At 58.0% G+C, this 25,661-nt stretch carries 34 protein-coding genes and 1 tRNA gene; all 35 read left to right on the top strand.

Annotated features, from left to right (window positions below; genetic code table 11):
• The first annotated feature begins 3 nt into the window (after positions 1-3).
• The 35 genes from rpmG (at position 4) to rplO (ending at position 25,657) form a co-directional block, all read left to right on the top strand.
• Positions 4-153, top strand: a complete 150-nt coding sequence (gene rpmG, locus ACYQ2T_RS13895; protein ID WP_404843208.1) for a 50S ribosomal protein L33 — start codon at positions 4-6, stop codon at positions 151-153.
• A 122-nt stretch (positions 154-275) separates the two neighbouring features.
• Positions 276-352: transfer RNA gene (locus tag ACYQ2T_RS13900), tRNA-Trp, on the top strand.
• A gap of 24 nt (positions 353-376) precedes the next feature.
• Complete coding sequence (secE, locus tag ACYQ2T_RS13905) at positions 377-628, top strand: preprotein translocase subunit SecE (RefSeq protein ID WP_404843207.1); 252 nt, start codon at positions 377-379, stop codon at positions 626-628.
• 30 nt (positions 629-658) lie between these two features.
• A complete protein-coding gene (nusG, locus tag ACYQ2T_RS13910) occupies positions 659-1,213 on the top strand; it encodes a transcription termination/antitermination protein NusG (protein ID WP_404843206.1) in 555 nt (184 codons plus the stop codon).
• A gap of 61 nt (positions 1,214-1,274) precedes the next feature.
• A complete protein-coding gene (gene rplK / locus ACYQ2T_RS13915; RefSeq protein ID WP_404843205.1) occupies positions 1,275-1,700 on the top strand; it encodes a 50S ribosomal protein L11 in 426 nt (141 codons plus the stop codon).
• An 11-nt stretch (positions 1,701-1,711) separates the two neighbouring features.
• The gene (gene rplA, locus ACYQ2T_RS13920) at positions 1,712-2,419 is read left to right on the top strand and encodes a 50S ribosomal protein L1 (RefSeq protein WP_404843204.1); all 708 of its coding nucleotides are present in this window, start codon (positions 1,712-1,714) and stop codon (positions 2,417-2,419) included.
• 193 nt (positions 2,420-2,612) lie between these two features.
• Entirely contained in the window at positions 2,613-3,143 is a 531-nt protein-coding gene (gene rplJ / locus ACYQ2T_RS13925; protein WP_404843203.1) for a 50S ribosomal protein L10, read from the top strand.
• Positions 3,144-3,193: 50 nt separating this feature from the next.
• Positions 3,194-3,577: a 50S ribosomal protein L7/L12 gene (gene rplL / locus ACYQ2T_RS13930; RefSeq protein ID WP_404843202.1), complete on the top strand. Its 384-nt coding sequence runs from the start codon at positions 3,194-3,196 to the stop codon at positions 3,575-3,577.
• A gap of 338 nt (positions 3,578-3,915) precedes the next feature.
• Positions 3,916-8,028 carry a DNA-directed RNA polymerase subunit beta gene (rpoB, locus tag ACYQ2T_RS13935; RefSeq protein WP_459901364.1) on the top strand — a complete coding sequence of 1,371 codons (4,113 nt, stop codon included), beginning with the start codon at positions 3,916-3,918 and terminating at the stop codon, positions 8,026-8,028.
• Between the two features lie 135 nt (positions 8,029-8,163).
• Positions 8,164-12,261, top strand: coding sequence for a DNA-directed RNA polymerase subunit beta' (gene rpoC / locus ACYQ2T_RS13940; RefSeq protein WP_459901366.1), 4,098 nt, complete (start codon positions 8,164-8,166; stop codon positions 12,259-12,261).
• 401 nt (positions 12,262-12,662) lie between these two features.
• Positions 12,663-13,034, top strand: coding sequence for a 30S ribosomal protein S12 (gene rpsL, locus ACYQ2T_RS13945; RefSeq protein WP_404843199.1), 372 nt, complete (start codon positions 12,663-12,665; stop codon positions 13,032-13,034).
• A 17-nt stretch (positions 13,035-13,051) separates the two neighbouring features.
• Positions 13,052-13,522, top strand: coding sequence for a 30S ribosomal protein S7 (rpsG, locus tag ACYQ2T_RS13950; protein WP_404843198.1), 471 nt, complete (start codon positions 13,052-13,054; stop codon positions 13,520-13,522).
• Positions 13,523-13,537: 15 nt separating this feature from the next.
• Positions 13,538-15,607 carry an elongation factor G gene (gene fusA / locus ACYQ2T_RS13955; RefSeq protein ID WP_459901369.1) on the top strand — a complete coding sequence of 690 codons (2,070 nt, stop codon included), beginning with the start codon at positions 13,538-13,540 and terminating at the stop codon, positions 15,605-15,607.
• A gap of 13 nt (positions 15,608-15,620) precedes the next feature.
• The gene (gene tuf, locus ACYQ2T_RS13960) at positions 15,621-16,814 is read left to right on the top strand and encodes an elongation factor Tu (RefSeq protein ID WP_404843196.1); all 1,194 of its coding nucleotides are present in this window, start codon (positions 15,621-15,623) and stop codon (positions 16,812-16,814) included.
• A gap of 3 nt (positions 16,815-16,817) precedes the next feature.
• Positions 16,818-17,135, top strand: coding sequence for a 30S ribosomal protein S10 (gene rpsJ, locus ACYQ2T_RS13965; protein ID WP_167942579.1), 318 nt, complete (start codon positions 16,818-16,820; stop codon positions 17,133-17,135).
• Between the two features lie 15 nt (positions 17,136-17,150).
• The gene (gene rplC, locus ACYQ2T_RS13970) at positions 17,151-17,780 is read left to right on the top strand and encodes a 50S ribosomal protein L3 (protein WP_404844102.1); all 630 of its coding nucleotides are present in this window, start codon (positions 17,151-17,153) and stop codon (positions 17,778-17,780) included.
• Positions 17,781-17,793: 13 nt separating this feature from the next.
• Positions 17,794-18,414 carry a 50S ribosomal protein L4 gene (rplD, locus tag ACYQ2T_RS13975; protein ID WP_404843195.1) on the top strand — a complete coding sequence of 207 codons (621 nt, stop codon included), beginning with the start codon at positions 17,794-17,796 and terminating at the stop codon, positions 18,412-18,414.
• The gene (gene rplW, locus ACYQ2T_RS13980; protein ID WP_404843194.1) at positions 18,414-18,704 is read left to right on the top strand and encodes a 50S ribosomal protein L23; all 291 of its coding nucleotides are present in this window, start codon (positions 18,414-18,416) and stop codon (positions 18,702-18,704) included. The genes rplD and rplW overlap by 1 nt, the downstream gene beginning before the upstream one ends.
• Before the next feature lie 2 nt (positions 18,705-18,706).
• Complete coding sequence (rplB, locus tag ACYQ2T_RS13985; RefSeq protein WP_404843193.1) at positions 18,707-19,537, top strand: 50S ribosomal protein L2; 831 nt, start codon at positions 18,707-18,709, stop codon at positions 19,535-19,537.
• A gap of 8 nt (positions 19,538-19,545) precedes the next feature.
• The gene (gene rpsS / locus ACYQ2T_RS13990) at positions 19,546-19,827 is read left to right on the top strand and encodes a 30S ribosomal protein S19 (protein WP_404843192.1); all 282 of its coding nucleotides are present in this window, start codon (positions 19,546-19,548) and stop codon (positions 19,825-19,827) included.
• Positions 19,828-19,845: 18 nt separating this feature from the next.
• Positions 19,846-20,175: a 50S ribosomal protein L22 gene (gene rplV / locus ACYQ2T_RS13995; RefSeq protein WP_404843191.1), complete on the top strand. Its 330-nt coding sequence runs from the start codon at positions 19,846-19,848 to the stop codon at positions 20,173-20,175.
• Positions 20,176-20,185: 10 nt separating this feature from the next.
• A complete protein-coding gene (gene rpsC, locus ACYQ2T_RS14000; protein WP_404843190.1) occupies positions 20,186-20,824 on the top strand; it encodes a 30S ribosomal protein S3 in 639 nt (212 codons plus the stop codon).
• Positions 20,825-20,826: 2 nt separating this feature from the next.
• The gene (rplP, locus tag ACYQ2T_RS14005) at positions 20,827-21,240 is read left to right on the top strand and encodes a 50S ribosomal protein L16 (RefSeq protein WP_404843189.1); all 414 of its coding nucleotides are present in this window, start codon (positions 20,827-20,829) and stop codon (positions 21,238-21,240) included.
• Positions 21,240-21,434 carry a 50S ribosomal protein L29 gene (gene rpmC / locus ACYQ2T_RS14010; protein WP_404843188.1) on the top strand — a complete coding sequence of 65 codons (195 nt, stop codon included), beginning with the start codon at positions 21,240-21,242 and terminating at the stop codon, positions 21,432-21,434. The genes rplP and rpmC overlap by 1 nt, the downstream gene beginning before the upstream one ends.
• 3 nt (positions 21,435-21,437) lie before the next feature.
• The gene (gene rpsQ, locus ACYQ2T_RS14015) at positions 21,438-21,701 is read left to right on the top strand and encodes a 30S ribosomal protein S17 (protein ID WP_404843187.1); all 264 of its coding nucleotides are present in this window, start codon (positions 21,438-21,440) and stop codon (positions 21,699-21,701) included.
• An 11-nt stretch (positions 21,702-21,712) separates the two neighbouring features.
• Complete coding sequence (rplN, locus tag ACYQ2T_RS14020; RefSeq protein ID WP_404843186.1) at positions 21,713-22,081, top strand: 50S ribosomal protein L14; 369 nt, start codon at positions 21,713-21,715, stop codon at positions 22,079-22,081.
• An 11-nt stretch (positions 22,082-22,092) separates the two neighbouring features.
• A complete protein-coding gene (gene rplX / locus ACYQ2T_RS14025; protein ID WP_404843185.1) occupies positions 22,093-22,416 on the top strand; it encodes a 50S ribosomal protein L24 in 324 nt (107 codons plus the stop codon).
• 10 nt (positions 22,417-22,426) lie between these two features.
• A complete protein-coding gene (gene rplE, locus ACYQ2T_RS14030; protein WP_404843184.1) occupies positions 22,427-22,966 on the top strand; it encodes a 50S ribosomal protein L5 in 540 nt (179 codons plus the stop codon).
• A 12-nt stretch (positions 22,967-22,978) separates the two neighbouring features.
• Positions 22,979-23,164 (top strand): type Z 30S ribosomal protein S14, encoded by a 186-nt coding sequence (locus ACYQ2T_RS14035; RefSeq protein ID WP_404843183.1) that lies wholly within the window; start codon positions 22,979-22,981, stop codon positions 23,162-23,164.
• Positions 23,165-23,175: 11 nt separating this feature from the next.
• On the top strand, positions 23,176-23,559 hold the full coding sequence (gene rpsH, locus ACYQ2T_RS14040; RefSeq protein ID WP_404843182.1) for a 30S ribosomal protein S8: 384 nt from the start codon (positions 23,176-23,178) through the stop codon (positions 23,557-23,559).
• Between the two features lie 12 nt (positions 23,560-23,571).
• On the top strand, positions 23,572-24,105 hold the full coding sequence (gene rplF, locus ACYQ2T_RS14045) for a 50S ribosomal protein L6 (protein WP_404843181.1): 534 nt from the start codon (positions 23,572-23,574) through the stop codon (positions 24,103-24,105).
• A gap of 14 nt (positions 24,106-24,119) precedes the next feature.
• Complete coding sequence (gene rplR / locus ACYQ2T_RS14050; RefSeq protein WP_404843180.1) at positions 24,120-24,482, top strand: 50S ribosomal protein L18; 363 nt, start codon at positions 24,120-24,122, stop codon at positions 24,480-24,482.
• 17 nt (positions 24,483-24,499) lie between these two features.
• Positions 24,500-25,024 (top strand): 30S ribosomal protein S5, encoded by a 525-nt coding sequence (rpsE, locus tag ACYQ2T_RS14055; protein WP_404843179.1) that lies wholly within the window; start codon positions 24,500-24,502, stop codon positions 25,022-25,024.
• Between the two features lie 10 nt (positions 25,025-25,034).
• Entirely contained in the window at positions 25,035-25,211 is a 177-nt protein-coding gene (gene rpmD / locus ACYQ2T_RS14060; protein ID WP_404843178.1) for a 50S ribosomal protein L30, read from the top strand.
• Positions 25,211-25,657 (top strand): 50S ribosomal protein L15, encoded by a 447-nt coding sequence (gene rplO / locus ACYQ2T_RS14065; protein WP_404843177.1) that lies wholly within the window; start codon positions 25,211-25,213, stop codon positions 25,655-25,657. Before rpmD ends, rplO begins: the two co-directional genes overlap by 1 nt.
• Positions 25,658-25,661: the final 4 nt, after the last annotated feature.

The raw sequence follows: 25,661 nt of genomic DNA on the forward strand, positions 1-25,661 counted from the left end.
ACAATGCAAGTCAAGATCCAGCTCGCCTGCACTGAATGCAAGCGTCGGAACTATTCGACGGTTAAGAATAAGAAGAACACCACTGGCCGCCTGGAAGTGAAAAAGTATTGTCCCTGGGACAAGAAGCACACGCTCCATCGCGAGACCAAGTAGTGTAGCAGGCTCCTTGCGGGAACATACTGTACCCGCGAAGGGCTGGTCACGACAGCGATTGACAGGGACCGGGCCCCGGTCCGGTCCCTGATACAAATCCACGGCGTGACCGCAAGCGATGCAGGCCAGTAGCTCTAACGGCTAGAGCGCCGGTCTCCAAAACCGGATGCTGTGGGTTCGAATCCCTCCTGGCCTGCCATTTTTTTTACCATCGGAAGGAATCATGGCGAAAAAGAAGTCCAAATCGGCTGGCGCCACGAAGACTGCACCAGAATCCGGAGCTGTTGGGAAGCTCAACCAGCTCAAGGAATTCTTTGACCAGTCCAAGGTGGAGATGAAAAAGGTCACCTGGCCTACGCGCAAGGAGACCATTGCCACGAGTGTGGCCGTCTTGGTCCTGGTCGTGGTCATGGCGGTCTTCCTGGGTCTTGTGGATGCAGGATTGACCAAAGCCATCGAGGCCATCTTGTCTTAAGCGGCTCACGCCGCAAAGGTTTGGTGAACTATGACCGAGCAGATCGATAGCCTCCCGAAAGCCCGCTGGTACATCGTCCACACCTACTCCGGCTTTGAGCAGCGCGTTGAGCAGACCCTCAAGGAGATGATGCGCACAGGGCAGGACAACGGCCTTATTTTAGAGGTCGTGATGCCCACCGAGAAGGTGATAGAACTGGTGAAAGGGGAGAAGAAAACCTCCACCCGCAAGTTTTATCCCGGCTACGTAATGCTCAAGATGATTCTAACCGATGATTCCTGGCACCTGGTGCAGTCCATCCCCCGCGTTACGGGGTTTGTCGGCGGGAAGACCCGTCCGGCACCAATGCGCGACAGCGAGGCGGAGAAGATTCTCTCCATGATGGAACAGCGTCAGGAACAGCCCCGCCCCAAGTTCAACTTTGACCGTGGGGATGAAGTCCGGGTCGTTGACGGTCCGTTTAGCGGCTTCAACGGGGTTGTGGAAGATGTCAATTACGACAAGGGAAAGCTTCGGGTTTCGGTATCCATTTTTGGCCGCCAGACCCCGGTGGAACTGGACTTCGTCCAGGTCAGCAAAGGGTAGGACGACTCCCGGTCCGCCGAAGCATGCCTGATTTCAAATACGTAGACATGAGGATGTAGCAATGGCCAAAAAGGTACTGGCGAAAATTAAGCTCCAGATTCCCGCCGGAGCTGCCAATCCGTCCCCGCCGGTCGGCCCCGCACTTGGTCAGCACGGCCTGAACATCATGGAATTCTGCAAGGCGTTCAACGCCAAAACGCAGGACCAGAAGGGTATGATCATCCCGGTGGAAATCACCGTGTACCAGGATCGTTCCTTCACGTTCATCACGAAGACGCCTCCGGCATCTGTGCTGATTAAGAAAGCTATCGGTGTAGACAAGGGTTCTGGCGAGCCCAACAGGAACAAGGTCGGCAAGATCACTCGCGCTCAGCTCGAGGAGATCGCTAAGATCAAGCAGCCCGACCTCACTGCAAATGATCTCGACGCCGCGGTGAGCAATATCGCCGGAACGGCTCGCAGCATGGGAATCGACGTCATCGATTAAGGGGAACAACTATGCCCAAGCATGGAAAGAAATATCGCAAGGCTATCGAGGGCATTGATCTCTCTGCCCGCTATGAGATGCCCGAAGGAGTTGAACTGGCGCTGAAGACTGCTGTCGCCAAGTTCGACGAGACCGTTGACGTTGCCATGGTGCTCGGCGTCGATCCCAAGTACTCCGATCAGATGGTGCGCGGAGCTGTCTCCCTGCCTCACGGTCTCGGCAAGGAAGTTCGCGTCGCTGTGTTCTGTCAGGGCGACAAGGAAGCCGAAGCCAAGGCCGCCGGCGCCGACTTTGTCGGTGGCGACGACCTGGTGGAACAGGTCAAGGGTGGCTGGCTGGAGTTCGACAAGGCTGTCGCTACTCCGGACATGATGGGCAAGGTCGGCCAGATTGGCCGCATCCTCGGCCCGCGTGGCCTGATGCCTAATGCCAAGACCGGCACCGTCACTTTCGACGTTGCCCAGGCTGTCCAGGAAGTCAAGGCCGGTAAGGTGGAGTTCAAGGTCGACAAGGCCGGTGTTCTGCACGCTCCTCTCGGCAAGGTGTCCTTTGGCACCGAGAAAATTCTTGACAACCTCAAAACTTTGATGGATCAGGTTATCCGCCTTAAGCCCTCCGCGGCCAAAGGCACGTACCTGAAGAGCATCACCCTGGCCACCACCATGGGCCCGGGAATCAAGGTCGACACCGCAAGCGTGCGCAAGCACGTGGAAGGCTAGACAACGACGACATCGAGCGGATGCCACGCCCTCGCGGCGTGGCAACCGTTTTATGTATATTGCAGTCCGGTTTCGGCCGGACTATCGGTTGGAAGAAGAGTCGGAGACAACAGGTGGGGCAACCCTTAATTTCCTGTAGAGACCACTTTGGCCCTTCTTCTTGTGGACGAAACCTTCAGCCAAGGAGTTAACGGTGAACAGGGCACAGAAAGCTGAGCTTATCAGCCAGCTGAAAGCCAAGGCCGATGAAGCATCCATCGCGATCGTCACCGACTTCAAGGGCCTCAAGGTGGAAAACATGACCGAACTGCGCGCCAAGCTCACTGAAGCTGGCGTCAGCTACAAGGTCGTGAAGAACACCCTGGCCCGGATCGCGCTGGATGGCGGAGTGCATGAGAACCTTAAGGACAACCTTAAGGAAAACTGCGCTATCGCTTTCGGCACCGAAGACCCCGTGGCCGCGGCTAAGGTTCTCAGCGAGTTCGCCAAGTCCAACGAGAAGTTCATCATCAAGTCCGGTAGCCTGGACGGCAAGCCGCTCGACGCAGCAGCTATCGCCGAACTCTCCAAGCTCCCGAGCAAGCCTGAACTGCTTGGTAAGCTTCTGGGTACCATGAACGCCGTGCCCACCAACTTCGTTTGTCTGTTTGCTAACCTGCAGCGCAATTTCCTGTACGCTCTTTCGGCCATTAAGGACCAGAAAGAAGACAGCGCCGCTGCTTAACAACAACGCACATTGCGAAGAGCCAAAGTACTTTTTAGGAGGAAATCCAAATGGCAGACATCACCAAAGATCAGGTAGTCGAGTTTATCTCCAACATGACCGTCCTCGAGCTCTCCGAGTTTATCTCTGAGCTGGAAGACAAGTTCGGCGTTTCCGCTGCTGCTCCGGCCATGGCCGTTGCCGCTGCTCCCGCTGCTGACGGCGGCGCCGCTGCTGAGGAGAAGACCGAATTTGACGTTGTGCTGAAGGGCGCCGGCGGCAACAAGATTGCCGTCATCAAGGTTGTCCGTGCACTCACCGGCCTCGGCCTCAAGGAAGCCAAGGCTAAGGTTGACGAGCTTCCCTCCACGCTGAAGGAAGGCATTTCCAAGGAAGACGCCGAGGAAGCCAAGAAGCAGCTCGAGGAAGCCGGCGCTGAGTGCGAAGTTAAGTAGCACAGCCATATCACGGCTTTTTGGGAGCGTAGCGACGTATGGAGCTACGCTCCCTTTTTTTGTATTCTTTGTCGAATTTCCCCTTGCCCTCGGTGCCGTCTTTTGATAAGTATTTTCTCTTCGTGTCGACAATGAATACCACATCCCCCGTATGGCTCATCTACAATGCATATCACCACAGGTGCACGTGTATTCTTTTGGTGCGTTCATTTCCTGCCGCCCAGCGTTGGGCATTGTGAAGGCATCCTTTAACAACTTGATTCATTTACCATTTTAATCGGTTTGTCTGAGGGCCGCCGCCCCCGCCAACGGTCAAATTTCTCGCTTGAGAGGGAAAAATGGTCCAACTCACAAAAAGATTTGGCAAGATCGCCAGCACGCATTCGGTACCTAATCTCCTGAATCTCCAGGTCGATTCGTACCGGAAATTCCTGCAGCTTGACGTTCCTCCGGCTAGCCGCGCCGATGAGGGACTGGAAGGCGTGTTCAGGTCCGTGTTCCCCATCGAGGACTTCAACCGGACCGCCAGCCTTGAGTACGTTAGTTACGAGGTTGGCACTCCCAAATTCGACGAGGCGGAATGCATCGCCAAGGGCCTCACCTTTGAGGCGCCCATCCGCATTACCGTTCGTCTTGTTGTCTATGACGTGGATGAAGAGACGGAAAGCCGCACCATCCGCGACATCAAGGAACAGGATATCTATTTCGGCACGTTGCCGCTTATGACCGACAAGGGTACCTTTATTATTAATGGTACCGAGCGCGTCATCGTCAACCAGCTCCAGCGTTCACCCGGCATCATCTTTGAGCACGACTCCGGCAAGAGCCATTCTTCCGGCCGCGTGCTCTATAGCAGCCGCATCATCCCCATGCGCGGTTCTTGGCTCGATTTTGATTTCGACCATAAGGACATCCTGTATGTCCGCATTGACCGCCGCAGAAAAATGCCCGCAACCATCCTTTTCAAGGCGATGGGAATGTCCAAGCAGGACATCCTCAACTACTTCTATGAAAAGGAATACTACGTTATCGGCGACGGCAAGCTGCAGCGCGAAGTCGAAGCCGACAAGTTTTGCAAGGAAGCCGCGTTTGTCGACATCGTCAACAGCGAAGGCGACGTGCTCGTCAAGGCTGGCAAGCCCCTCACCAAGCGTGTCCATAAGAAGATGGTCCGCGATGGCGTTAAAGCCTATGAGGTGGACCCGGCCATGCTGCCGAACATGTTCCTCGCCGAGGACATCTTCGACGCCGAAAGTGGCGAGGTTCTCGCCGAGGCTGGCGAAGAAATGCACGCCGAGCTGGTGGAGAAGTTCCTTGAAGCCGGTGTGACCCGTCTGCCCGTGCTCTACACCCGTGGCACGGACGTCTCGTCCTCCATGCGCGATACGCTCATGCTGGACAAGACCACGGACATGTCCTCCGCGCAGATTGAAATCTACCGCCGTCTGCGTCCCAGCTCTCCGCCGACCCCGGAGATTGCCGGAACGTTCTTTGAGAACCTGTTCCGCAACGCCGACTACTACGACCTCTCCGCCGTTGGCCGTTACAAGCTCAACACCCGTCTGGGCATTGATGAGCCGCTGGAACTGCGTACCCTGACCAACGAGGACATCCTCAAGGCCATCACCACGCTGTGCCAGCTCAAGGACTCCCACGGTCCCGCCGACGACATCGACCACCTCGGCAACCGCCGTGTGCGTCCCGTTGGCGAACTGGTGGAGAACCAGTACCGCATCGGCCTCGTCCGCATGGAGCGCGCCATTAAGGAGCGCATGAGCCTGCAGGAAGTGGCCACTCTGATGCCGCACGACCTCATCAACCCCAAGCCGGTCGCTGCGGTGCTCAAGGAGTTCTTCGGTACTTCTCAGCTCTCGCAGTTCATGGACCAGACCAACCCGCTTTCCGAGGTCACCCATAAGCGCCGCCTGTCCGCTCTCGGACCCGGTGGCCTGACCCGTGAGCGTGCTGGCTTCGAAGTCCGTGACGTGCACACCAGTCACTATGGCCGTATTTGCCCCATCGAAACGCCTGAAGGCCCGAACATCGGTCTGATCGTTTCGCTGACCACGCATTCCAAGGTCAATGACTTCGGCTTCATCGAGACGCCGTACCGTATCGTCAAGGACGGTCACGTGACGGACGAAACCCGCTACATGGACGCCTCTCAGGAGTCGGATCAGGTGGTGGCGCAGGCCAACGCGCCTCTCGATGAGAACAAGAACTTCGTCAACGATATGGTCAACGCCCGTATCCGCGGTGAAGTGACGGTTGTGCCCAAGGAAGAAGTCACGGCCATGGACATCTCGCCCAGCCAGATCGTTTCCGTGTCGTCCGCGCTTATTCCGTTCCTGGAGCATGACGACGCGAACCGCGCTCTGATGGGTTCGAACATGCAGCGTCAGGCTGTGCCGCTGCTGCGCAGCGAGCGTCCCCTTGTCGGTACCGGCATGGAAGACCGCGTGGCGCAGGACTCCGGTAGCTGCCTGCTGGCCGAAGGTGACGGTATCGTTCACTATGCCGACGCCCAGCGCGTTGTCATGGCCTACGACGATCCGGCCATCGGTCACAATTCCGGCGGCTGCAAGTCCTACGACCTGCTGAAATATCATAAGTCCAACCAGAGCAGTAGCTTTGGCCAGAAGCCCACGGTTGTCCCCGGACAGCGTGTGAAGAAGGGCCATGTGCTTGCTGACGGACCGGCCATCAAGGACGGCGAGCTGGCGCTCGGCAAGAACCTTGTGGTCGCGTTCATGCCCTGGTGCGGATATAACTTTGAGGACTCCATCCTCATCTCCGAACGGATGGTGAAAGAGGACGTCTTCACTTCGGTACACATCGAGGAATTTGAACTCGTTGCCCGAGACACCAAGCTCGGACCGGAGGAAGTCACCCGCGATATCCCGAACGTCGGCGAGGACATGCTGAAGAACCTCGACGAGTCCGGCATCATCCGCATTGGTGCGCGCGTAGAACCCGACGACATCCTCGTCGGTAAAATCACCCCCAAAGGTGAAACGCAGCTCACCCCCGAAGAGAAGCTCCTGCGAGCCATCTTCGGCGACAAGGCGCGCGACGTCAAAAACACCTCCCTCAAGGTTCCGCCGGGAATGGAAGGTGTGGTCATTGACGTCAAGGTCTTCAACCGCCGCTCCGGCGAGAAGGACCAGCGCACCAAGAACATCGAAGACTACGAACTTGCCAAGCTCGACCGCAAGGAAGAGCAGCACATCGCCGCCCTTGTGGACTCCACCCGCGAAAAGCTTCGCGACGTGTGCCTCAACAAGCAGGTGAGTGCGAACATCAGCGGCAAGCGCAAGGGTGAAGTGCTCGTTGAGGCCGGTCAGGTTATGACCGAAGACGTCCTCTTCGAGCTGCCGCTCAAAAAGCTTGCCGGTGTGTTCAAGGACAAGGATACCAATGATGCCGTCATGGCCATGCTGGATGCCTACGACCGTCAGGTCATGTTCATTCGCGAAGCCTACGACATCAAGCGCGAGAAGGTCACCGAGGGTGACGACCTGCCTCCGGGCGTGATCAAGATGGTCAAGGTCCACCTCGCTGTGAAGCGTAAGCTGAACGTGGGTGACAAGATGGCTGGTCGCCACGGCAACAAGGGTGTTGTTTCCAACATCCTGCCGGAGGAAGACCTGCCGTTCTTCGCCGATGGCCGCACTGTGGACATCGTGCTGAACCCCCTCGGCGTGCCGTCTCGTATGAATATCGGTCAGATCATGGAGACCCACCTTGGGTGGGCCGCCAAGGAGCTGGGCCGCCAGCTTGCCGAAATGCTCGACAGCGGCGCCCACATGGACGTGCTCCGCAGCGAAGTTAAGGACGTGTTCAGCAACCCGGTCATTGCTGACCTTGTTGACGACCTCGACGACGAATCCCTGCAGGGCGCGGTCAAGAAGCTCCAGAACGGCATCGTGTGTAAGACTCCGGTCTTCGACGGCGCCGAAGAGGATGAAATCTGGAACTGGCTCGAAAGGGCGGACGTGCCCCGAGACGGCAAGATGATTCTCTTCGACGGCCGCACCGGTGAGCCGTTCAAGAACAGGGTGACGGTGGGCGTGATGTACATGCTCAAGCTCCATCACCTTGTTGACGAGAAGATCCACGCCCGTTCCACCGGTCCGTACTCCCTCGTGACCCAGCAGCCGCTTGGCGGTAAGGCCCAGTTTGGTGGCCAGCGTCTGGGTGAGATGGAAGTGTGGGCCCTGGAGGCCTACGGCGCAGCGTACCTGCTTCAGGAGTTCCTCACCGTCAAGTCTGACGACGTGAGCGGCCGCGTGAAGATGTACGAACGGATCGTCAAGGGCGATAACTTCCTCGAAGCCAACCTGCCCGAGTCGTTCAACGTTCTGGTCAAGGAGCTGATGGCTCTGGGACTGGACGTGAAGCTGCACCAGGACGAACCCGTCCGCAAGCAGCTGCCGACCAAGGCGGAATAAGAGCGTAACCGGGGCAGGTGCAGCACGCGCCTGCCCCGGATGAAACTTTAACAACTAGTACCGCGAGGTAGATCAATGTCTTTGGATGATCTGTTCGCAACGCGAGGGGCTGCCGCAGACGGTCAGGCGAGCCGTATGCTGAAGTCCATCCAGATTGCCCTGGCGTCGCCGGAAAAGATCAGGGAATGGTCCTTCGGCGAAGTCAAGAAGCCTGAGACCATCAACTACCGGACCTTCAAGCCCGAACGCGACGGCCTGTTTTGTGCCAAGATCTTCGGTCCTGTGAAGGACTATGAGTGTAACTGCGGTAAATACAAGCGCATGAAGCACCGCGGCATCGTCTGCGAAAAATGCGGTGTTGAAGTCATTGCGTCCAAGGTGCGCCGCGAGCGCATGGGCCACATCGATTTGGCCGCGCCCGTTGCCCATATCTGGTTCCTCAAGACCCTGCCCTCCAAGATCGGTACCCTGCTCGACATGACCATGGCCGACCTTGAGAAGGTTCTGTACTTCGATTCCTTCCTGGTCATGGACCCCGGTCAGACCAGCCTGCAGAAGCATCAGATCATTTCTGAGGAGCAGTACTATCAGGTCATGGACCACTACGGCGAAGACGCTGTAGAGGTCGGCATGGGCGCCGAGGCCATCAAATCTCTGCTCGAAGAGCTGGACCTGCAGACCCTGCGGACCCAGCTGCGTGAAGAGACCCGGACCACGCGCTCCCAGACCAAGAAGAAGAAGCTCACGAAGCGCCTCAAGATTGTCGAGGCCTTCCTTGAGTCCGACAATAAGCCCGAGTGGATGATCATGGACGTTGTTCCTGTCATTCCGCCCGAGCTGCGTCCTCTGGTGCCTCTGGACGGCGGCCGCTTTGCGACCTCCGACCTGAACGACCTGTACCGCCGCGTCATCAACCGTAACAACCGCCTCAAGCGCCTCTTGGAGCTTGGCGCTCCGGATATCATTATCCGGAACGAAAAGCGTATGTTGCAGGAATCCGTTGACGCGCTGTTCGACAATGGCCGCCGTGGCCGTGCCATCACCGGCACCAACGGCCGCCCCCTGAAGTCCCTGTCTGACATGATCAAGGGTAAGCAGGGCCGCTTCCGTCAGAACCTGCTCGGTAAGCGTGTCGACTACTCCGGCCGTTCCGTCATCACCGTGGGCCCGCACCTGAAACTGCATCAGTGCGGTCTGCCCAAGAAGATGGCTCTGGAGCTGTTCAAGCCCTTCATCTACTCCAAGCTGGAGGCGAGGGGACTGGCCAGCACCATCAAGAGCGCCAAGAAGATGGTTGAGCGTGAGGATTTGGTGGTGTGGGATATCCTCGAAGAGGTTGTCCGCGAATACCCCATCCTGCTCAACCGCGCGCCCACGCTGCATAGACTCGGTATTCAGGCCTTTGAGCCCACCCTTGTTGAGGGTAAGGCCATCCGCCTGCATCCGCTGGTCTGCGCCGCGTACAACGCGGACTTTGACGGCGACCAGATGGCCGTCCACGTTCCGCTTTCCGTGGAAGCACAGATCGAGTGCCGTGTTCTGCTTATGAGCACCAACAACATCCTGTCTCCGGCCAACGGTTCGCCTATCATTGTGCCGTCTCAGGATATCGTTCTCGGCCTGTACTACATGTCCTGCATGCGCTCCTTCCAGCGCGGCGAGGGCAAGGTGTTCCCGGACAAGTGGGAAGTCATTTCCGCGGTGGACGCCGGTGCTGTCAGCGAACATGCCCGCATCAAGGTGCGCATGGACGGCGAGCTTGTGGAAACCACCCCCGGCCGCATCCTCCTCAGCGAGCTGCTGCCCGAGGGCGTTCCCTTCGAGCTGGTCAACTGCGTGCTGGACAAGGGCAACATCAAGCGCCTTGTGGGCGAGACCTACCGTCACGCCGGAACCAAGGCGACGGTCATCCTTTGTGACCGTATCAAGAACTTCGGTTACGAGTACGCCACCCGTGCGGGTGTGACCGTTGCTGTTCAGGACCTCAAGATTCCTGAACGCAAGGTCCGCATCCTGGGCGACGCACAGGACGAAGTGGACTCCATTGAATCCCAGTACCGTGATGGTATCATCACGCGTACAGAGAAATACAACAAGGTCATCGACGTCTGGACCAAGTGCACCAACGACATCTCCCGCGAGATGATGCAGGCCATGTCCATCGACGTCGTTACCGACCCGAAGACCGGCAAGACCGAGGAAAATCCCTCCCTCAACCCGATCTTCATGATGGCGAACTCTGGTGCTCGTGGTAACCAGGACCAGATGCGCCAGCTGGCAGGTATGCGTGGTCTGATGGCTAAGCCTTCGGGCGAAATCATCGAGACGCCGATTACCTCCAACTTCCGCGAAGGCCTCTCCGTGTTGCAGTTCTTTAACTCCACTCACGGTGCTCGTAAGGGCCTTGCGGATACCGCGCTCAAGACCGCGAACTCCGGTTACCTGACCCGCCGACTCGTCGACGTTGCTCAGGATATGACCGTCAGCGAAATGGATTGCGGCACGGTGGACGGTCTGGAAATGACCGACCTCATCAAGGCCGGCGAAATCCAGGAAAAGCTGTCCAACCGCGTGCTTGGCCGCGTGACGCTGCACCCCGTGCATCATCCGGACACCGGCGAGGAGATTATCCCCGCAGGTTCCCTCATCGACGAGAAGCTTGCGCAGCTCATCGACGAGACGGGCGTGTCGTCCATGACGATCCGTTCCGGCCTGACCTGCCAGAGCGAGCACGGCGTTTGCGCCATGTGCTACGGCCGCGACCTTGCTCGCGGACATCTGGTCAACGTCGGCGAGACGGTCGGCATCATCGCCGCCCAGTCCATCGGCGAGCCGGGAACGCAGCTGACGATGCGTACCTTCCATATCGGTGGTACCGCATCCAAAGAAATCGAACAGTCCTCGCACATTGCGACCCATCCGGGCCGCGTGACCCTGTCCCGTGTCAAGACGGTTAAGAACCGCGACGGCATGTACATGGTCCTCGGCAAGTCCGGTCAGGTCGGCGTTGTTGACGACGAGGGCCGCGAGCGTGAAAAGCACGTCCTGCCTTCTGGCGCTGTGCTGCACGTTGTGTCCGAACAGGAAGTGAAGAAGGGCGAACTGCTCGCCGAGTGGGACCCCTTCAACGAACCGTTCGTCACCGAAGTCGGCGGCTCCATCAAGTTCAACGACATCATCGAGGGCAAGACCTATCAGGAGAACGTGGACGAAACCACGATGAAGGCCTCTCAGACCATCATCGAGTACCGTTCCACCAACCTCCGTCCGTCCATCTCCGTCGTGGATGAGGACGGCAACGTGAAGATGCGTCCGGGCAGCTCCATCCCGGCCACGTACTCGCTGCCGGTCGGCGCCATTATCATGGTGCGCGACGGTGACGACGTCATGGCTGGCGACGTGCTCGCACGTAAGCCGCGTGAGTCCTCCAAGACCAAGGACATCGTCGGTGGTCTGCCGCGCGTTGCGGAACTCTTTGAAGTCCGTAAGCCCAAGGACCTCGGCGTCGTCTCCGAAGTGGACGGCATTTGCAGCTATGGCCCGGAAACCAAGGGCAAGCGCAAAATCATCGTCACCCCCGAAACCGGCGAGCCGCGTGAATACCTCATTCCGAAGGGTAAGCACGTTACCGTCACCGAGGGCGACTTTGTTGAAGCGGGCGAACTGCTCACCGAGGGCAGCGCCGACCTGCACGACATCCTCAAGATTAAGGGTGAGAAGCACCTCGCCAACTACCTTGTGGACGAAATTCAGGACGTGTACCGCTTCCAGGGCGTTGGCATCAACGACAAGCACATCGAAATCATTGTGCGTCAGATGCTGAAGAAGGTGAACGTCGTCGATACCGGCGAGACCCACTTCCTCGTTGGCGAGCACGTGGACAAGACCAAGTTCCACGCCGAAAACGCCAGCGCCATCGCTCAGGGCCTCAAGCCCGCCGTCGCCGAACCGCTGGTTCTGGGTATCACCCAGTCCTCGCTGTCCACGGAGTCCTTCATCTCCGCGGCATCCTTCCAGGAGACCACCAAGGTCCTCACGGAAGCCTCGCTGCAGGGTAAGGACGACAACCTGCGCGGTCTCAAGGAGAACGTCATTGTTGGTCGCCTCATCCCGGCTGGTTCTGGTTACCGCCGGTACATGGACGCCGACATTGCTGTTCCCGAGCAGTCCGAGCGCGCCGACAAGTTCCTTGAGGAGCTTGAAAGCGATCCGCTGCTCATCGAATCTCGATAGAAGCAGGGCACTTGAAGAAATGGGCGGAGGGAGTTGGCTCCCTCCGCCTTTTTTGGTATAAAGACCTGTCTTGCGGTGTGGGAAAAAAGATTTCCCAATACGCTTGACAAATGTGCTCGTGTGGGATTATCAAACCCGAGCTTTCGAACATAAACCGCCTTCCGCACTTGCGGGAAGGTGAGCGTCCACGCGCAATGACCTACGGGTCCTCTGGTGATGGAAGATATAACTTCGTAGGAAAGCGAGGGGAGTCTTCCCCTCGCTTTTTTTTATACTGTTTAGGTGTTTAGCGTCGAATGGCCGGGTGCCCGGGACCAGAGAGACGCTGTCGGAGGACCGGGTGGGCGCGACATATAACGCAAAACCCGTACCCGGGACCCAAAATACGACGGAGGAACTGAATGCCTACCATTAACCAACTTGTCCGCGGTGCTCGTAAGAAGCGCACGAAGAGCAAGAAGACTCCTGCTCTTCAGGCTTGCCCTCAGCGCCGTGGCGTGTGTACCCGCGTGTACACCACTACCCCGAAGAAACCGAACTCCGCTCTGCGTAAGGTTGCCCGTGTGCGCCTGACCAACGGTATTGAGGTGTCTTCTTACATTCCTGGTGAGGGCCACAACCTGCAGGAACACTCTGTGGTGCTTATCCGCGGCGGTCGTGTCAAAGACTTGCCCGGTGTGCGTTACCACATTGTCCGTGGCTCCCTCGATACGGCCGGTGTTGCTGACCGTCGACAGGGCCGTTCCAAATACGGCGCCAAGCGACCGAAGTAAGCTGGGAGAATTAAGTAATGCCGAGAAAAGGTCCCGTACCAAAAAGAGAAATTCTGCCTGATCCGAAGTTCAACAGCGTGCTTGCTTCCAGGTTTATCAATCGCCTGATGCGCGACGGTAAGCGTAGCATTGCTGAGAAGGTTTTCTACTCCGCTCTCGACACCCTTGCCGAGAAGTCCGGTGAAGAGCCGATCAAGGCGTTTGAAAAGGCTCTGGACAACGTGAAGCCGCAGCTGGAAGTCAAGTCCCGCCGTGTTGGTGGCGCGACCTACCAGGTGCCGATGGAAGTCCGCCCCGACCGTCAGGTCGCGCTGGCTATCCGCTGGCTCATCACCTACGCCCGCTCCCGTGGCGAGAAGGGCATGACCGCCCGCCTCACCAACGAACTGCTGGATGCTTACGGCAACCGCGGTGGCGCAGTGAAGAAGAAAGAAGATACCCACCGCATGGCCGAAGCCAACAAGGCTTTTGCCCATTACCGCTGGTAGTATTGGAGTAAGAAAGTGGCACGCAAAGTCCCCATCAAAAAACAGAGAAACATCGGTATCATGGCCCACATCGACGCGGGCAAAACCACGACTACCGAACGTATTCTCTTTTACACTGGTGTTTCCCACAAGATCGGCGAGACCCATGATGGCGAGTCCACGATGGACTGGATGGAGCAGGAGCAGGAGCGAGGCATCACCATTACCTCCGCTGCGACCACCTGTTTCTGGAAGGAACATCGTATCAACATCATTGATACTCCCGGCCACGTTGACTTCACCATGGAAGTTGAGCGCGCACTGCGCGTGCTTGACGGCGCTGTGGCTGTGTTCGACGCCGTTTCCGGTGTTGAGCCCCAGTCCGAGACGGTGTGGCGTCAGGCTGACCGCTACAACGTCCCCCGCATCGCCTTCGTCAACAAGATGGACCGCATCGGCGCTGACTTCTTCCGTTGCGTCGAGATGCTGAAGGATCGCCTTGGTGCCAAGGCTGTTCCGCTGCAGCTGCCCATCGGCAACGAAGACCAGTTCCGTGGAATGGTCGACCTCATCACCGGTCAGGCTATGCTGTTTGACGACGAGACCCGCGGCGCTGAATTCGCCGTTGAGCCCGTCCCTGCCGATCTGCAGGAACAGTACGAGACCCTGCGTACCGAGATGATCGAAGCCATCGCGGAAGAAGACGAAGCCCTGATGGACAAATACCTCAACGGCGAAGAGCTGACTGAGGAAGAGATCATCAACGGCATTCGCGTCGCCACCACGAACATGGCCATTGCGCCGGTTCTGTGCGGCACCGCGTTCAAGAACAAGGGCGTTCAGCCTCTGCTCGACGCTGTCGTGAACTTCCTGCCTTCTCCGCTCGACATCGAGCAGATGGTTGGTCACGCTCCCGGCACCGAAGACGAGATCGAGTGCCCCTGTGACGATGACAAGCCCCTCGCCGCTCTGGCGTTCAAGCTTGCCACCGACCCCTACGTTGGTCACCTGACCTTCCTGCGACTCTACTCCGGCACCATCGAGTCCGGTATGACCGTCATCAACGCCGACACCGGCAAGAAGGAACGCATTGGTCGTCTCCTGAAGATGCACGCCAACGATCGCGAGGAAATCAAGTGGGCTGGCGCTGGCGACATCGTCGCTGCTGTTGGCCTGAAGACCGTGTCCACCGGTGACACGCTCTGCGAGCCCGGCAAGGCTGTTGTGCTCGAGTCCCTGGAGATTCCGGATCCGGTTATCCAGGTTGCCATCGAGCCCAAGTCCAAGGGCGACCGCGACTCCCTGTCCGAAGCACTCGTCAAGCTCGCCAAGGAAGATCCGTCTTTCCAGGTGTCCTCCGACGACGAAACCGGACAGACCCTCATCGCCGGTATGGGCGAGCTGCACCTTGAAATTATCGTTGACCGCCTCCTGCGAGAGTTCAACGTTAACGCCAACGTGGGCGCCCCCCGCGTTGCATACCGCGAAACCATCACCAAGGCTGCGAAGGTGGACCACAAGTACGCCAAGCAGAGTGGTGGTCGCGGACAGTACGGCCACGTTGTCATCGAGGTCGAGCCGAATCCCGAACAGGGATACGAGTTCACCAACGCCATCACTGGCGGTGTCATTCCCAAGGAATACATCCCCTCGGTTGACAAGGGCATTCAGGACGCTCTGAAGAACGGCATCATGGCCGGTTACCCGGTTGTGGACGTGAAGGTGAAACTTGTTTTCGGTTCCTTCCACGAAGTCGACTCTTCCGAGCAGGCGTTCTACATCGCCGGTTCCATGGCCATCAAGGAAGCTGCAAAGCAGGCCTCCATGGCTCTGCTGGAGCCCATTATGGCAGTGGAAGTCGTCACCCCCGAGGAATACCTCGGCGACGTGATGGGCGATCTCAACTCTCGCCGCGGCAAGGTGTCCAGCATGGACTCCCGCGCCAATGCCCAGGTCGTTTCGGCCATGGTGCCGCTGAGCGAGATGTTTGGTTACGCCACCGACCTGCGTTCCAACACGCAGGGCCGTGCCAACTTCACCATGCAGTTCGACCACTACGAGAAAGTGCCGAACAGCGTGGCTGAAGAAATCATGAAGAAGAACTAGGGAGTAGTCAGTCATGGCTAAAGCTAAATTTGAGCGCAAAAAGCCTCATGTAAATATCGGTACCGTTGGCCACATTGACCACGGTAAGACCACTCTGACCGCCGCCATCACCAAGGGCTCCGCTCTGCTGCGCGGTGGTGACTTTGTCGCTTTCGACGAAATCGACAAGGCTCCTGAGGAAAAAGAGCGTGGCATCACCATCGCCACCGCTCACGTCGAGTACGAGACCGACCAGCGCCACTATGCACACGTGGACTGCCCCGGTCACGCCGACTACATCAAAAACATGATCACCGGCGCCGCTCAGATGGACGGTGGTATCCTGGTTGTCGCCGCCACTGACGGCCCCATGCCCCAGACTCGTGAGCACATCCTGCTCGCCCGTCAGGTTGGCGTGCCGTCTCTGGTTGTCTTCCTGAACAAGGTTGACCTCGTCGACGACGAAGAGCTGCTGGAACTCGTTGAACTCGAAGTTCGTGAGCTGCTCTCCAAGTACGACTTCCCCGGCGACGACATCCCGGTCATCAAGGGTTCCGCTCTGAAGGCCCTGGAAGCCGAGTCCGCAGACGATGAGGCCCTGAAGCCCATCCAGGAACTCCTGGACGCTTGCGACTCCTACATTCCCGCTCCCGAGCGCGACATCGACAAGCCCTTCCTGATGCCCATCGAGGACGTGTTCTCCATCTCTGGCCGCGGCACCGTCGTGACCGGTCGTGTGGAACGCGGTGTGATCAAGGTTGGTGAGGAAATCGAGATTGTCGGTATCCATGACACCACCAAGACCACCTGCACCGGCGTTGAGATGTTCCGCAAGCTGCTCGACCAGGGCGAAGCTGGCGACAACATCGGCGCACTGCTCCGCGGCGTGAAGCGTGACGAAGTCGAGCGCGGCCAGGTTCTGGCAGCTCCCGGTTCCATCACCCCTCACCGCAAGTTCAAGGCCGAGGTGTACGTGCTGAACAAGGACGAAGGTGGCCGCCACACTCCGTTCTTCTCCGGCTACCGTCCTCAGTTCTACTTCCGCACCACTGACATCACCGGCGTGGTTACCCTTGCCGACGGTGTCGAGATGGTCATGCCCGGTGACAACGCAACCTTCGGTGTTGAGCTTATCGCGCCCATCGCTATGGAGAAGGGCCTTCGCTTCGCCATCCGTGAGGGCGGCCGCACTGTCGGCGCTGGCGTTGTTTCCGAAATCGAGGAGTAAGTCATGGTTTCCATGCAGAGCGATCGCATCAGAATCAAGCTGAAAGCGTACGACTACAGGATTCTGGACAAAGCCGTAGCCGAGATCGTCGACACGGCCCGGAATACCGGCGCCAGCATCGCGGGCCCCATTCCCCTTCCGACCAATATCCACAAGTACACCATTCAGAAGTCGGTGCACGTGGATAAGAAGTCCAGGGAGCAGTTCGAGATGCGCGTGCACAAGCGCCTTCTCGACATTCTCGAGCCCACGCAGCAGACCGTGGACGCGCTGGGTAAGCTCAGCCTCCCCGCCGGCGTGGACGTAGAAATCAAACTCTAGAAAGAGGATATCATGATGGCTAAGACGCTTGGCATCATGGGACGCAAGCTGGGCATGACCCGCATCTTCGGTGACGACGGCACTGCTATCCCCGTCACCGTCGTTGCCGCCGGGCCGTGCCCCATCCTTCAGACGAAGGACGATGCGACCGATAGATACGCCGCTCTTCAGATCGGTTTTGAAGAAGTTGACGAGAAGAAGGCCAATAAGCCCACCAAGGGCCACATGGCCAAGGCAAACCGTGGCTGCTACCGTCACCTCAAGGAAGTCCGCGTGGACTCCATTGAAGGCTACGAGCTCGGCCAGGACCTGACCGTCAGCATGTTTGAGCCCGGAGAGAAAGTTAAGATCTCCGGCACCTCCAAAGGTAAGGGCTTCCAGGGCCCCATGAAACGGTGGAACTTCCGTGGCCTTGCCGCAACTCACGGCGTGGAAAAGGTACACCGTTCCCCCGGTGGCATTGGTCAGTGCGCTTGGCCCGGTAGGGTTTTCAAGGGCAAGAAGATGGCCGGCCAGATGGGCAACAGGAAAGTCACCTGTACTAATGTCGAAGTGCTCGATGTCCGCCCCGAGGACAACCTGCTCATCCTCAAAGGTCAGGTTCCCGGTCCTAAGAACGGCCTTGTGATGGTCCGCAAGCAGTAATGAGGATGATATCATGGCTGTTTTGAAGATATACGACCAGGAAAAGAAGGAAGTAGGCGAGCTGACCCTCGCTTCCGAGGTCTTCGAGGTTCCGGTCAAGCCCGAAATCTTGAACCTTGTTGTTCGTGCACAGCGTGCGCAGCAGCGCGCTGGCACCCATATGGTGAAAAACCGCGCCCTGTCTCGCGGCGGCGGTGCGAAGCCTTGGCGCCAGAAGGGCACCGGTCGCGCACGCGCCGGCTCCCTGCGCAGCCCCATCTGGAAGGGTGGTGGCACCACGTTCGGCCCTCAGCCCCGCAGCTACGAGTTCAAGGTGAACAAGAAGGTTCGCCGTCTCGCTCTGCGTATGGCCCTGTCCGCCAGGGTTGCTGAGGAGAGCATGACGGTGCTTAAGGGCTTCGAATTGAAGGAAGTGAAGACCAAGGAATTCGCGCAGATTCTCAAGAACCTGGGCCTCAAAAAGGCCTTGATTGTTACCAATGGCGACGATAAGGTTCTGGGTCTCTCCGCACGCAACATTCCCGGTATCACCATCCTTCCGCAAGCCCAGCTCAATGTCTACGACGTGCTCAGGCACAACCAGCTCATCATGCTGGAAGATGCCGCTAAGGCCGTCGAAGAGAGGTTGAAGTAATGGATTACACGAAGGTTATCATCAAGCCGCTCATCTCTGAGAAGGCCGCCGAAATGCACGAAGCAGGCAACCAGGTTGTCTTCTACGTGCACCCCGAGGCCAACAAGATTGAGATCGCCAAAGCGGTTGAGAAGGCATTCGATGTGAAGGTTACTGGCGTGAACGTTGTTCGTCGCCGTCCCCGTGTCCGCAGCCGCTTCGGCCGTCGCGTCGGGACGGAATCCGGCCACAAGAAGGCCTACGTCACCTTGGCCGAAGGCCATAAGATCGAACTGTTCGAAGGAGTCTAGGCATGGCAGTGCGCAAATTGAAACCCACTTCTCCGGGTCGCCGCTTCCAGACGATCTCCACCTTCGAGGAGATCACCAGCACGACCCCTGAGAAATCCCTGACCAAGGGCCTGACCAAGAAGAGCGGACGCAACCACTTTGGTCGCGTCACCTCCAGGCGCCGCGGTGGCGGGCACAAGCGTTTGTACCGCGTGATTGACTTCAAGCGGAACAAGGTCGACGTGCCGGCCAAGGTCGCTACCATTGAGTACGACCCCAACCGTAGCGCGCGCATTGCCCTCCTGCATTATGCTGACGGCGACAAGCGCTACATCCTGGCCCCTGTGGGCATCAAGGTTGGCGACACCGTGCAGGCTGGCGAGAATGCCGACATCAAGGCCGGCAACGCTCTGCCCCTGTTCCGTATCCCTGTTGGTACCACGGTTCACAACATTGAGCTGCAGCCCGGCGTGGGCGGCCGTTTTTGCCGCGCCGCCGGTACGTATGCCCAGCTCGTTGCTAAGGAAGGCAAGTACGCCCTGCTGCGTATGCCCTCCGGCGAAGTCCGCAACGTGCTGGCTACCTGCTGCGCCACCATCGGCCAGGTTGGCAACGTCCACCACGAGTCCGTGACCGTCGGTAAGGCTGGTCGCTCTCGCTGGCAGGGCCGTCGCCCCGAAGTCCGTGGCGTTGCAATGAACCCCGTTGACCACCCCCTCGGTGGTGGTGAGGGTCGTAGCTCCGGTGGTCGTCATCCCGTTACCCCCTGGGGTAAGCCGACCAAGGGTTACAAGACTCGTAACAAGAAGAAATCCTCTTCCCGGCTCATTATTAAGCGCCGCGGTGAGAAATAGGAGTTGTCATGCCTAGGTCGCTGAAAAAGGGTCCTTTCATTGATGACCACCTGATGAAGAAGGTTGTTCAGGCAGGCGAGACGGGCGACCGTCGCGTTATCAAGACCTGGTCGCGTCGCTCCACGATCTTCCCCGAAATGGTTGGTCTGACTTTTGCCGTTCATAATGGCCGCAAGTTCATCCCCGTGTTCGTGAGCGAAAACATGGTCGGGCACAAGCTCGGCGAGTTCGCCCCGACCAGGACGTACTTCGGTCATGCTGCGGACAAGAAAAGCAAGGCCAAACGATAAAGGGTTAAGGTGACTTCGATGGAAACCAGAGCTGTTGCCAAGCATACGCGTATCTCCGCACAGAAGGCTCGTCTCGTTGCTCGCAACGTTGAGGGCCGCTCCGTGGAGGACGCAATCAATATTCTGACTTTTACGCCCAAGAAGGCCGCGAAGCTGATCAATAGGGTCCTTCACTCTGCTGTTGCCAATGCTGAGCAGACCGGGGTGGAAGTCGATAACCTGGTTGTGAAGCAGGTGATCGTCAATGAGGGTCCGACCCTCAAGAGGATCATGCCCCGAGCCATGGGGCGCGCGAACCGAATCCTGAAGCGCACCAGCCACATCACTGTGGTTGTGGCCGAGGCCTAAGGAGGCAGAAGTGGGTCAGAAAGTACATCCCTACGGATTCCGGTTGGGCTACAATAAGAATTGGTTGTCCCGCTGGTTCGCGAACAAGAACTACGCGGACAACGTTTTCGAAGACGACCAGATCCGTAAGTTCGTTAAGAAAAAACTCTATCACGCCGGTATTTCCCGCCTGGAGATCGAGCGCGCTGGCGGCAAGGTCCGCCTGCTCGTCTTCACCGCTCGTCCCGGTATCGTTATTGGACGTAAGGGCGTAGAGATCGAGAAGCTGCGCGGTGAGCTGCGTCATAAGTTCGGTCGCGACTTCGCCATTGAGGTGAACGAAGTGCGCCGTCCCGAGACGGATGCCCAGCTTGTTGCAGAGAACATCGCTCTCCAGCTTGAGCGTCGAGTTGCCTTCCGCCGCGCTATGAAGCGTACTGTGAGCATGGCTCGCAAGTTTGGCGCAGAGGGCATCAAGATCAACTGCGCTGGCCGCCTGGCCGGTGCTGAGATCGCTCGCACTGAGTGGTACCGCGAAGGCCGTGTGCCTCTGCACACCCTGCGCGCCGATCTGGACTACGGCTTTGCCGAAGCCCACACCACCTATGGTGTCATCGGCGTGAAGGTCTGGATCTTCAAGGGTGAAATTCTGGATCAGGAAGGTGAATAGTCATGCTTTCTCCGAGAAAGACTAAATTCCGTAAGCGCCAGAAGGGCCGTCTGCGTGGCAAAGCCACCCGCGGCAACACTGTTGCTTTCGGTGAAATCGGCCTGAAGGCGCTGGAGCACGGCAAGCTCACCAACCAGCAGATTGAATCCGCTCGTGTGGCCATGATGCGTCACATCAAGCGTGGCGGTAAGGTCTTTATCCGTATTTTCCCGGACCAGGTCCTTACCTCCAAGCCTGCCGAAGTGCGTCAGGGTAAAGGTAAAGGTGCTCCTTCCGGCTGGTACGCTCCCGTCAAGCCTGGCAGGATCATGTACGAAATCAAGGGTGTTGACTTGGCTCTGGCCAAGGAAGCCCTGGTCAGGGCATCGCATAAGCTGCCCATCAAGACCGCCATTGTTGTCAGGGAGGGCCTGTAATGACTGCCAAAGAACTCCGGGAACTGTCCGTTTCCGAGCTCAATGAGAAACTCGGCGAGTTTCGGCAGGAGCTGTTCAACCTTCGTTTTCAGCATGCCACGGCCCAGCTGGAGAATACCCAGCGTATTCCCGAGGTGAAGAAGGCCATCGCGCGTATTCTCACCATCCTTCGCGAAAAGGAAACTGGAGCGTAAGCAATGTCTGAAGTGAAGAATTCCAACAAGCGTATGCTGACCGGCATCGTTGTCTCCGACAAGAACGACAAGACCATTGTCGTTCGTGCGGAGACCCTGGTAAAGCATCCTCTGCTGAAGAAGTATATCCGTCGCCGCAACAAGCTCATGGCACACGATCCCAACAACGATTGCAAAGTTGGGGATAAGGTGCAGATCGTCGAGCATCGCGCACTGAGCGCTCGTAAGCGGTGGCATCTCGTCAACATCGTTGAAAAAGCCGTCTAGGAGCTTACAAGATGATTCAGGTCGAATCCAAGCTCGACGTTGCGGATAACTCCGGCGCCAAGAAGGTGTCCTGCATCAAGGTGCTCGGCGGCAGCCGTCGTCGTTATGCATCCGTTGGCGACATCATTATGGTTTCCGTTAAGGAAGCCATGCCCCACTCCAAGGTGAAGAAGGGTGATGTCATGCAGGCGGTCGTCGTTCGAACCAAAAAAGAAGTTGGTCGTCCGGACGGAACCTACATTAAGTTCGACAACAACTCCGCCGTTCTGCTGAACAAGCAGAATGAGCCTGTCGGGACCCGTATTTTCGGCCCCGTGGCACGTGAGCTGCGTCAGAAGAACTTTATGAAGATCGTCTCCCTGGCGCCCGAAGTGCTCTAGAGGTTTGCCCCATGAAAAAGTTCAAGATCCGCAAAGATGACAAAGTCATGGTCATCGCCGGTAAGGATAAGGGCAAGGTCGGTAAGGTGCTCAAGATCATGCGCAAGAAAGACAAGGTTCTTGTCGAGAAAGTGAACATGATCAAGCGCCATACCAAGGCCAACCCTTACACCCAGCAGGCCGGTGGCATCATCGAAAAGGAAGCGCCCGTTGCAATTTCCAACGTGGCCGTGATTTGCGATGCATGCACCAAGCCGACCCGCATCGGGTACAAGGTGACTGCAGACGGAAAGAAAGTCCGCTTCTGCAAAAAATGTAACGAAATCATCGACTAGGGGAGCATCCATGACTCGTCTTGAGAAAGTATACAATGAGAAGGTTGCTCCCGCCCTGCAGAAAGAGTTCGGGTACAAGTCGCCCATGCAGCTCCCCGAGCTGAAGAGCGTGAGCCTGAACATCGGACTGGGCGAAGCCAGCCAGAACAATAAGCTCATTGAGGATGCCGTTGAAGAGCTGAGCCGCATTGCCGGCCAGCGTGCCGTCCCCACCCGCGCCAAGAAGTCCATTGCGGCCTTCAAGCTGCGCGAGGGTATGGCCATCGGCTGCCGCGTGACCCTTCGTGGCGATCGCATGTGGGACTTCTTCGACAAGCTGGTCAACTTCGCTCTGCCTCGTGTCCGCGACTTCCGGGGTATCCCGGACCGCGGTTTTGACGGCCGTGGCAACTTTACCCTCGGTATCAAAGATCACACGATCTTCCCCGAGCTGGAAGTTGACAAGGTTGAGCGTGTGAAGGGCATGAACGTGACCGTCGTGACCAGCGCCGGCACTGACAAGGAAGGCAAAGTCCTGCTGCAGATGCTGGGCATGCCTTTCAAGAAGTAATGGAGGAGCGAAGTGTCTCGTAAAGCTCTCATGAATAAGGCTGGCCAGAAGCCCAAGTTCTCGGCCCGCGCCTACAACCGCTGCCCCATCTGCGGACGTCCCCGCGCTTTTATGCGGAAGTTCGGCATCTGCCGTATCTGCTTCCGTAACAAAGCACTTGCCGGCGAACTGCCCGGGGTCCGTAAGTCCAGCTGGTAAGGAGTAACACGATGTCTGTTATTGATCCCATTGCGGATATGCTGACCCGTGTGCGCAACGCCTACCAGGCGTTGCACCAGGAGGTCCTCATCCCCAAGTCCAACATGAAGGAGTCCATCGCGGCCATCATGAAGGACGAAGGATATATCACCGACTACAGCGTTGAGGAGCGTGACATCCGTCTGACCCTCAAATACGCTGACGGCCAGGCCCTGATCGCTGGTATGAAGCGCATCAGCAAGCCGAGCCGTAGAGTCTATGTTGCCTCTTCCGAGATTCCCCGTGTTCAGAACGGCCTCGGAATCTGCGTTCTGTCTACCTCTCACGGTGTGATGGAAGGCACTGTGGCACAGGAAAAGAACGTCGGCGGCGAACTGCTGTTCGAAATTTGGTAGTGAGGAAGGAACATGTCCAGAATCGGTAAAAGGCCTATCGCCGTCCCTTCCGGGGTGGAAATCACGGTCGGCAAAAGCCAGGTTGATGTGAAGGGCCCCAAGGGCTCCCTCTCCACGCCGCTGCATCATAAGATTGAGGTCAAGCAGGAAGGCTCGGAGCTGGTCGTCACTCGTGTCGACGACTCTGGCCTTGCCCGTGCCCAGCATGGCCTTCGCCGCTCCCTCTTGGCCAACATGGTCGAGGGTGTCACTAAGGGCTTCGAAAAGACGCTCGAAGTGGTTGGCGTTGGCTACAGGGTCAATGTTCAGGGCAAGAAAGTTGTCCTGAACGTTGGTTACTCCCACCCGGTCGAGTTCGATCTGCCCGCGGGCATCGAAGCGAAGGCCGAGGGAACCAAGCTGACTATCTCCGGCTGCGACAAGCAGGCTGTGGGCGAAGTCGCTGCACAGATCCGCCGCGTCCGTAAGCCGGAGCCGTACAAGGGCAAGGGCATCAAGTACGTTGACGAGGTCATCCGCCGTAAGGCCGGTAAGTCCGCCAAATAGAGTAGGGTGATACGATGAAAATGACCAAAGAGCAGGCACGCGCCCGCCGCAAGATCCGCATCCGCAAGAAAGTTAGCGGCACTCCGGATCGTCCCAGGCTCTGCGTTTTCCGCTCCAACTTGCATATCTACGCGCAGCTCGTCGACGATGTCGCGGGCGTCACTCTGGCCTCTGCCTCCACTCTTGCTCTGAACAAGAAGGACGGCGAGACCCTGAAGTGCAATAAAGAAGGCGCTGCACGGGTTGGCCAGGAGATCGCAAAGCTGGCTAAGGAAAACAATATCGAGAGCGTGGTCTTTGACCGTGGTGGCTATATCTACCACGGCAAGGTCAAGGCTCTGGCCGACGGCGCCCGAGAGGCCGGGCTTAAATTCTAAGACTGCGGAAGGTAACAATGGAAAAAGGCCCTCGCAGAGACTCCCGTAGGGAGCAGCAGGAAGAACTCGGCCACATTGAGAAGCTTGTCTACCTCAATAGGGTGGCCAAGGTTGTCAAGGGCGGCCGCCGCTTCAACTTCAGCGCACTCGTTGTAGTTGGTGACGGCAAGGGTTCTGTCGGCTACGGTCTCGGTAAGGCAGTGGAAGTCCCAGAGGCTATCCGCAAGGCCACCGAGAAGGCTCGTAAGACCATGAAGCCCGTCGCCCTTGTGGACGGCACGCTTCCTTACGAGACCCTCGGTCGCTTCGGCGCCGCCCGTGTTGTCATGAAGCCCGCATCCAAGGGTACCGGCATCATCGCCGGCGGCCCGGTGCGTGCCGTCATGGAGGCTGTGGGTGTTCACGATATCCTGACTAAGGCCATCGGTACCAACAACCCGCATAACGTGCTTAAGGCTACCGTCGAGGGGCTGACCTCTCTGCGCAGCGCGAAGAATGTCTCCGCACTGCGTGGTAAGGAAGTCAGCACCCCGAGGAAGTAGAGGGAGCGACATGGATAAGATCAAAGTCAGACTCGTTCGGAGCTTGATCGGCTGCACTCCCAAGCAGCGCAAGACCGTCGCTGCCCTGGGCCTGCGCAAGATCCGCCAGGTGAACGAGCTTCCCAAGAACGATAGCACCCTTGGCCAGATCAAGGCTGTGCACCATCTTGTTGAGGTAGTTGAATAATGAGACTTCACGAATTGTACCCCTTCGATGAAGAGCGCAAGAACAGAAAGCGGGTCGGCAGGGGCGCAGGCTCCGGCTGGGGTAAGACATCCGCCAAGGGCCATAAAGGGCAGAACGCCCGCTCTGGTGGTGGTGTCCCCGCTTGGTTCGAAGGTGGCCAGATGCCCCTCGCCCGTCGTCTGCCTAAGCGTGGTTTCAAGAACCGTTTCCGTGAGTCCTACGAGGCTGTGAACCTGGACCGTCTCTTCGCTATGTTCGAAGGGAAGTCCGAGATCACCCTCGACGACATCTATGCCCGTGGTCTGGTCAAGGCTGGTAGCCTGGTCAAGATCCTCGGCAACGGAGAGGCCAAGGCCGCTGTGACGGTTGAGGCACATCGGTTCAGCAAGTCCGCTCAGGAAAAGATTACCGCCGCTGGCGGCACCGCCAAGGCTCTGGAAGGGTAAATAG

It is taken from the genome of Desulfobaculum senezii, assembly GCF_054657395.1.

Coding starts and splice junctions, on each gene's coding strand:
- rplV (WP_404843191.1), top strand. CDS start 19,846: ATGGAAACCAGAGCTGTTGCCAAGCATACGCGTATCTCCGCACAGAAG.
- rpsL (WP_404843199.1), top strand. CDS start 12,663: ATGCCTACCATTAACCAACTTGTCCGCGGTGCTCGTAAGAAGCGCACG.
- rplP (WP_404843189.1), top strand. CDS start 20,827: ATGCTTTCTCCGAGAAAGACTAAATTCCGTAAGCGCCAGAAGGGCCGT.
- rplR (WP_404843180.1), top strand. CDS start 24,120: ATGAAAATGACCAAAGAGCAGGCACGCGCCCGCCGCAAGATCCGCATC.
- rpoB (WP_459901364.1), top strand. CDS start 3,916: ATGGTCCAACTCACAAAAAGATTTGGCAAGATCGCCAGCACGCATTCG.
- rplN (WP_404843186.1), top strand. CDS start 21,713: ATGATTCAGGTCGAATCCAAGCTCGACGTTGCGGATAACTCCGGCGCC.
- rplD (WP_404843195.1), top strand. CDS start 17,794: ATGGCTGTTTTGAAGATATACGACCAGGAAAAGAAGGAAGTAGGCGAG.
- rpmD (WP_404843178.1), top strand. CDS start 25,035: ATGGATAAGATCAAAGTCAGACTCGTTCGGAGCTTGATCGGCTGCACT.
- rplF (WP_404843181.1), top strand. CDS start 23,572: ATGTCCAGAATCGGTAAAAGGCCTATCGCCGTCCCTTCCGGGGTGGAA.
- rplL (WP_404843202.1), top strand. CDS start 3,194: ATGGCAGACATCACCAAAGATCAGGTAGTCGAGTTTATCTCCAACATG.
- tuf (WP_404843196.1), top strand. CDS start 15,621: ATGGCTAAAGCTAAATTTGAGCGCAAAAAGCCTCATGTAAATATCGGT.
- rplB (WP_404843193.1), top strand. CDS start 18,707: ATGGCAGTGCGCAAATTGAAACCCACTTCTCCGGGTCGCCGCTTCCAG.
- rpoC (WP_459901366.1), top strand. CDS start 8,164: ATGCTGAAGTCCATCCAGATTGCCCTGGCGTCGCCGGAAAAGATCAGG.
- nusG (WP_404843206.1), top strand. CDS start 659: ATGACCGAGCAGATCGATAGCCTCCCGAAAGCCCGCTGGTACATCGTC.
- rplW (WP_404843194.1), top strand. CDS start 18,414: ATGGATTACACGAAGGTTATCATCAAGCCGCTCATCTCTGAGAAGGCC.
- rpsE (WP_404843179.1), top strand. CDS start 24,500: ATGGAAAAAGGCCCTCGCAGAGACTCCCGTAGGGAGCAGCAGGAAGAA.
- rplC (WP_404844102.1), top strand. CDS start 17,151: ATGGCTAAGACGCTTGGCATCATGGGACGCAAGCTGGGCATGACCCGC.
- rpsG (WP_404843198.1), top strand. CDS start 13,052: ATGCCGAGAAAAGGTCCCGTACCAAAAAGAGAAATTCTGCCTGATCCG.
- rplE (WP_404843184.1), top strand. CDS start 22,427: ATGACTCGTCTTGAGAAAGTATACAATGAGAAGGTTGCTCCCGCCCTG.
- secE (WP_404843207.1), top strand. CDS start 377: ATGGCGAAAAAGAAGTCCAAATCGGCTGGCGCCACGAAGACTGCACCA.
- rpsJ (WP_167942579.1), top strand. CDS start 16,818: ATGGTTTCCATGCAGAGCGATCGCATCAGAATCAAGCTGAAAGCGTAC.
- rpmG (WP_404843208.1), top strand. CDS start 4: ATGCAAGTCAAGATCCAGCTCGCCTGCACTGAATGCAAGCGTCGGAAC.
- rpmC (WP_404843188.1), top strand. CDS start 21,240: ATGACTGCCAAAGAACTCCGGGAACTGTCCGTTTCCGAGCTCAATGAG.
- rpsS (WP_404843192.1), top strand. CDS start 19,546: ATGCCTAGGTCGCTGAAAAAGGGTCCTTTCATTGATGACCACCTGATG.
- rplX (WP_404843185.1), top strand. CDS start 22,093: ATGAAAAAGTTCAAGATCCGCAAAGATGACAAAGTCATGGTCATCGCC.
- rpsH (WP_404843182.1), top strand. CDS start 23,176: ATGTCTGTTATTGATCCCATTGCGGATATGCTGACCCGTGTGCGCAAC.
- rpsQ (WP_404843187.1), top strand. CDS start 21,438: ATGTCTGAAGTGAAGAATTCCAACAAGCGTATGCTGACCGGCATCGTT.
- rplO (WP_404843177.1), top strand. CDS start 25,211: ATGAGACTTCACGAATTGTACCCCTTCGATGAAGAGCGCAAGAACAGA.
- rplK (WP_404843205.1), top strand. CDS start 1,275: ATGGCCAAAAAGGTACTGGCGAAAATTAAGCTCCAGATTCCCGCCGGA.
- rplA (WP_404843204.1), top strand. CDS start 1,712: ATGCCCAAGCATGGAAAGAAATATCGCAAGGCTATCGAGGGCATTGAT.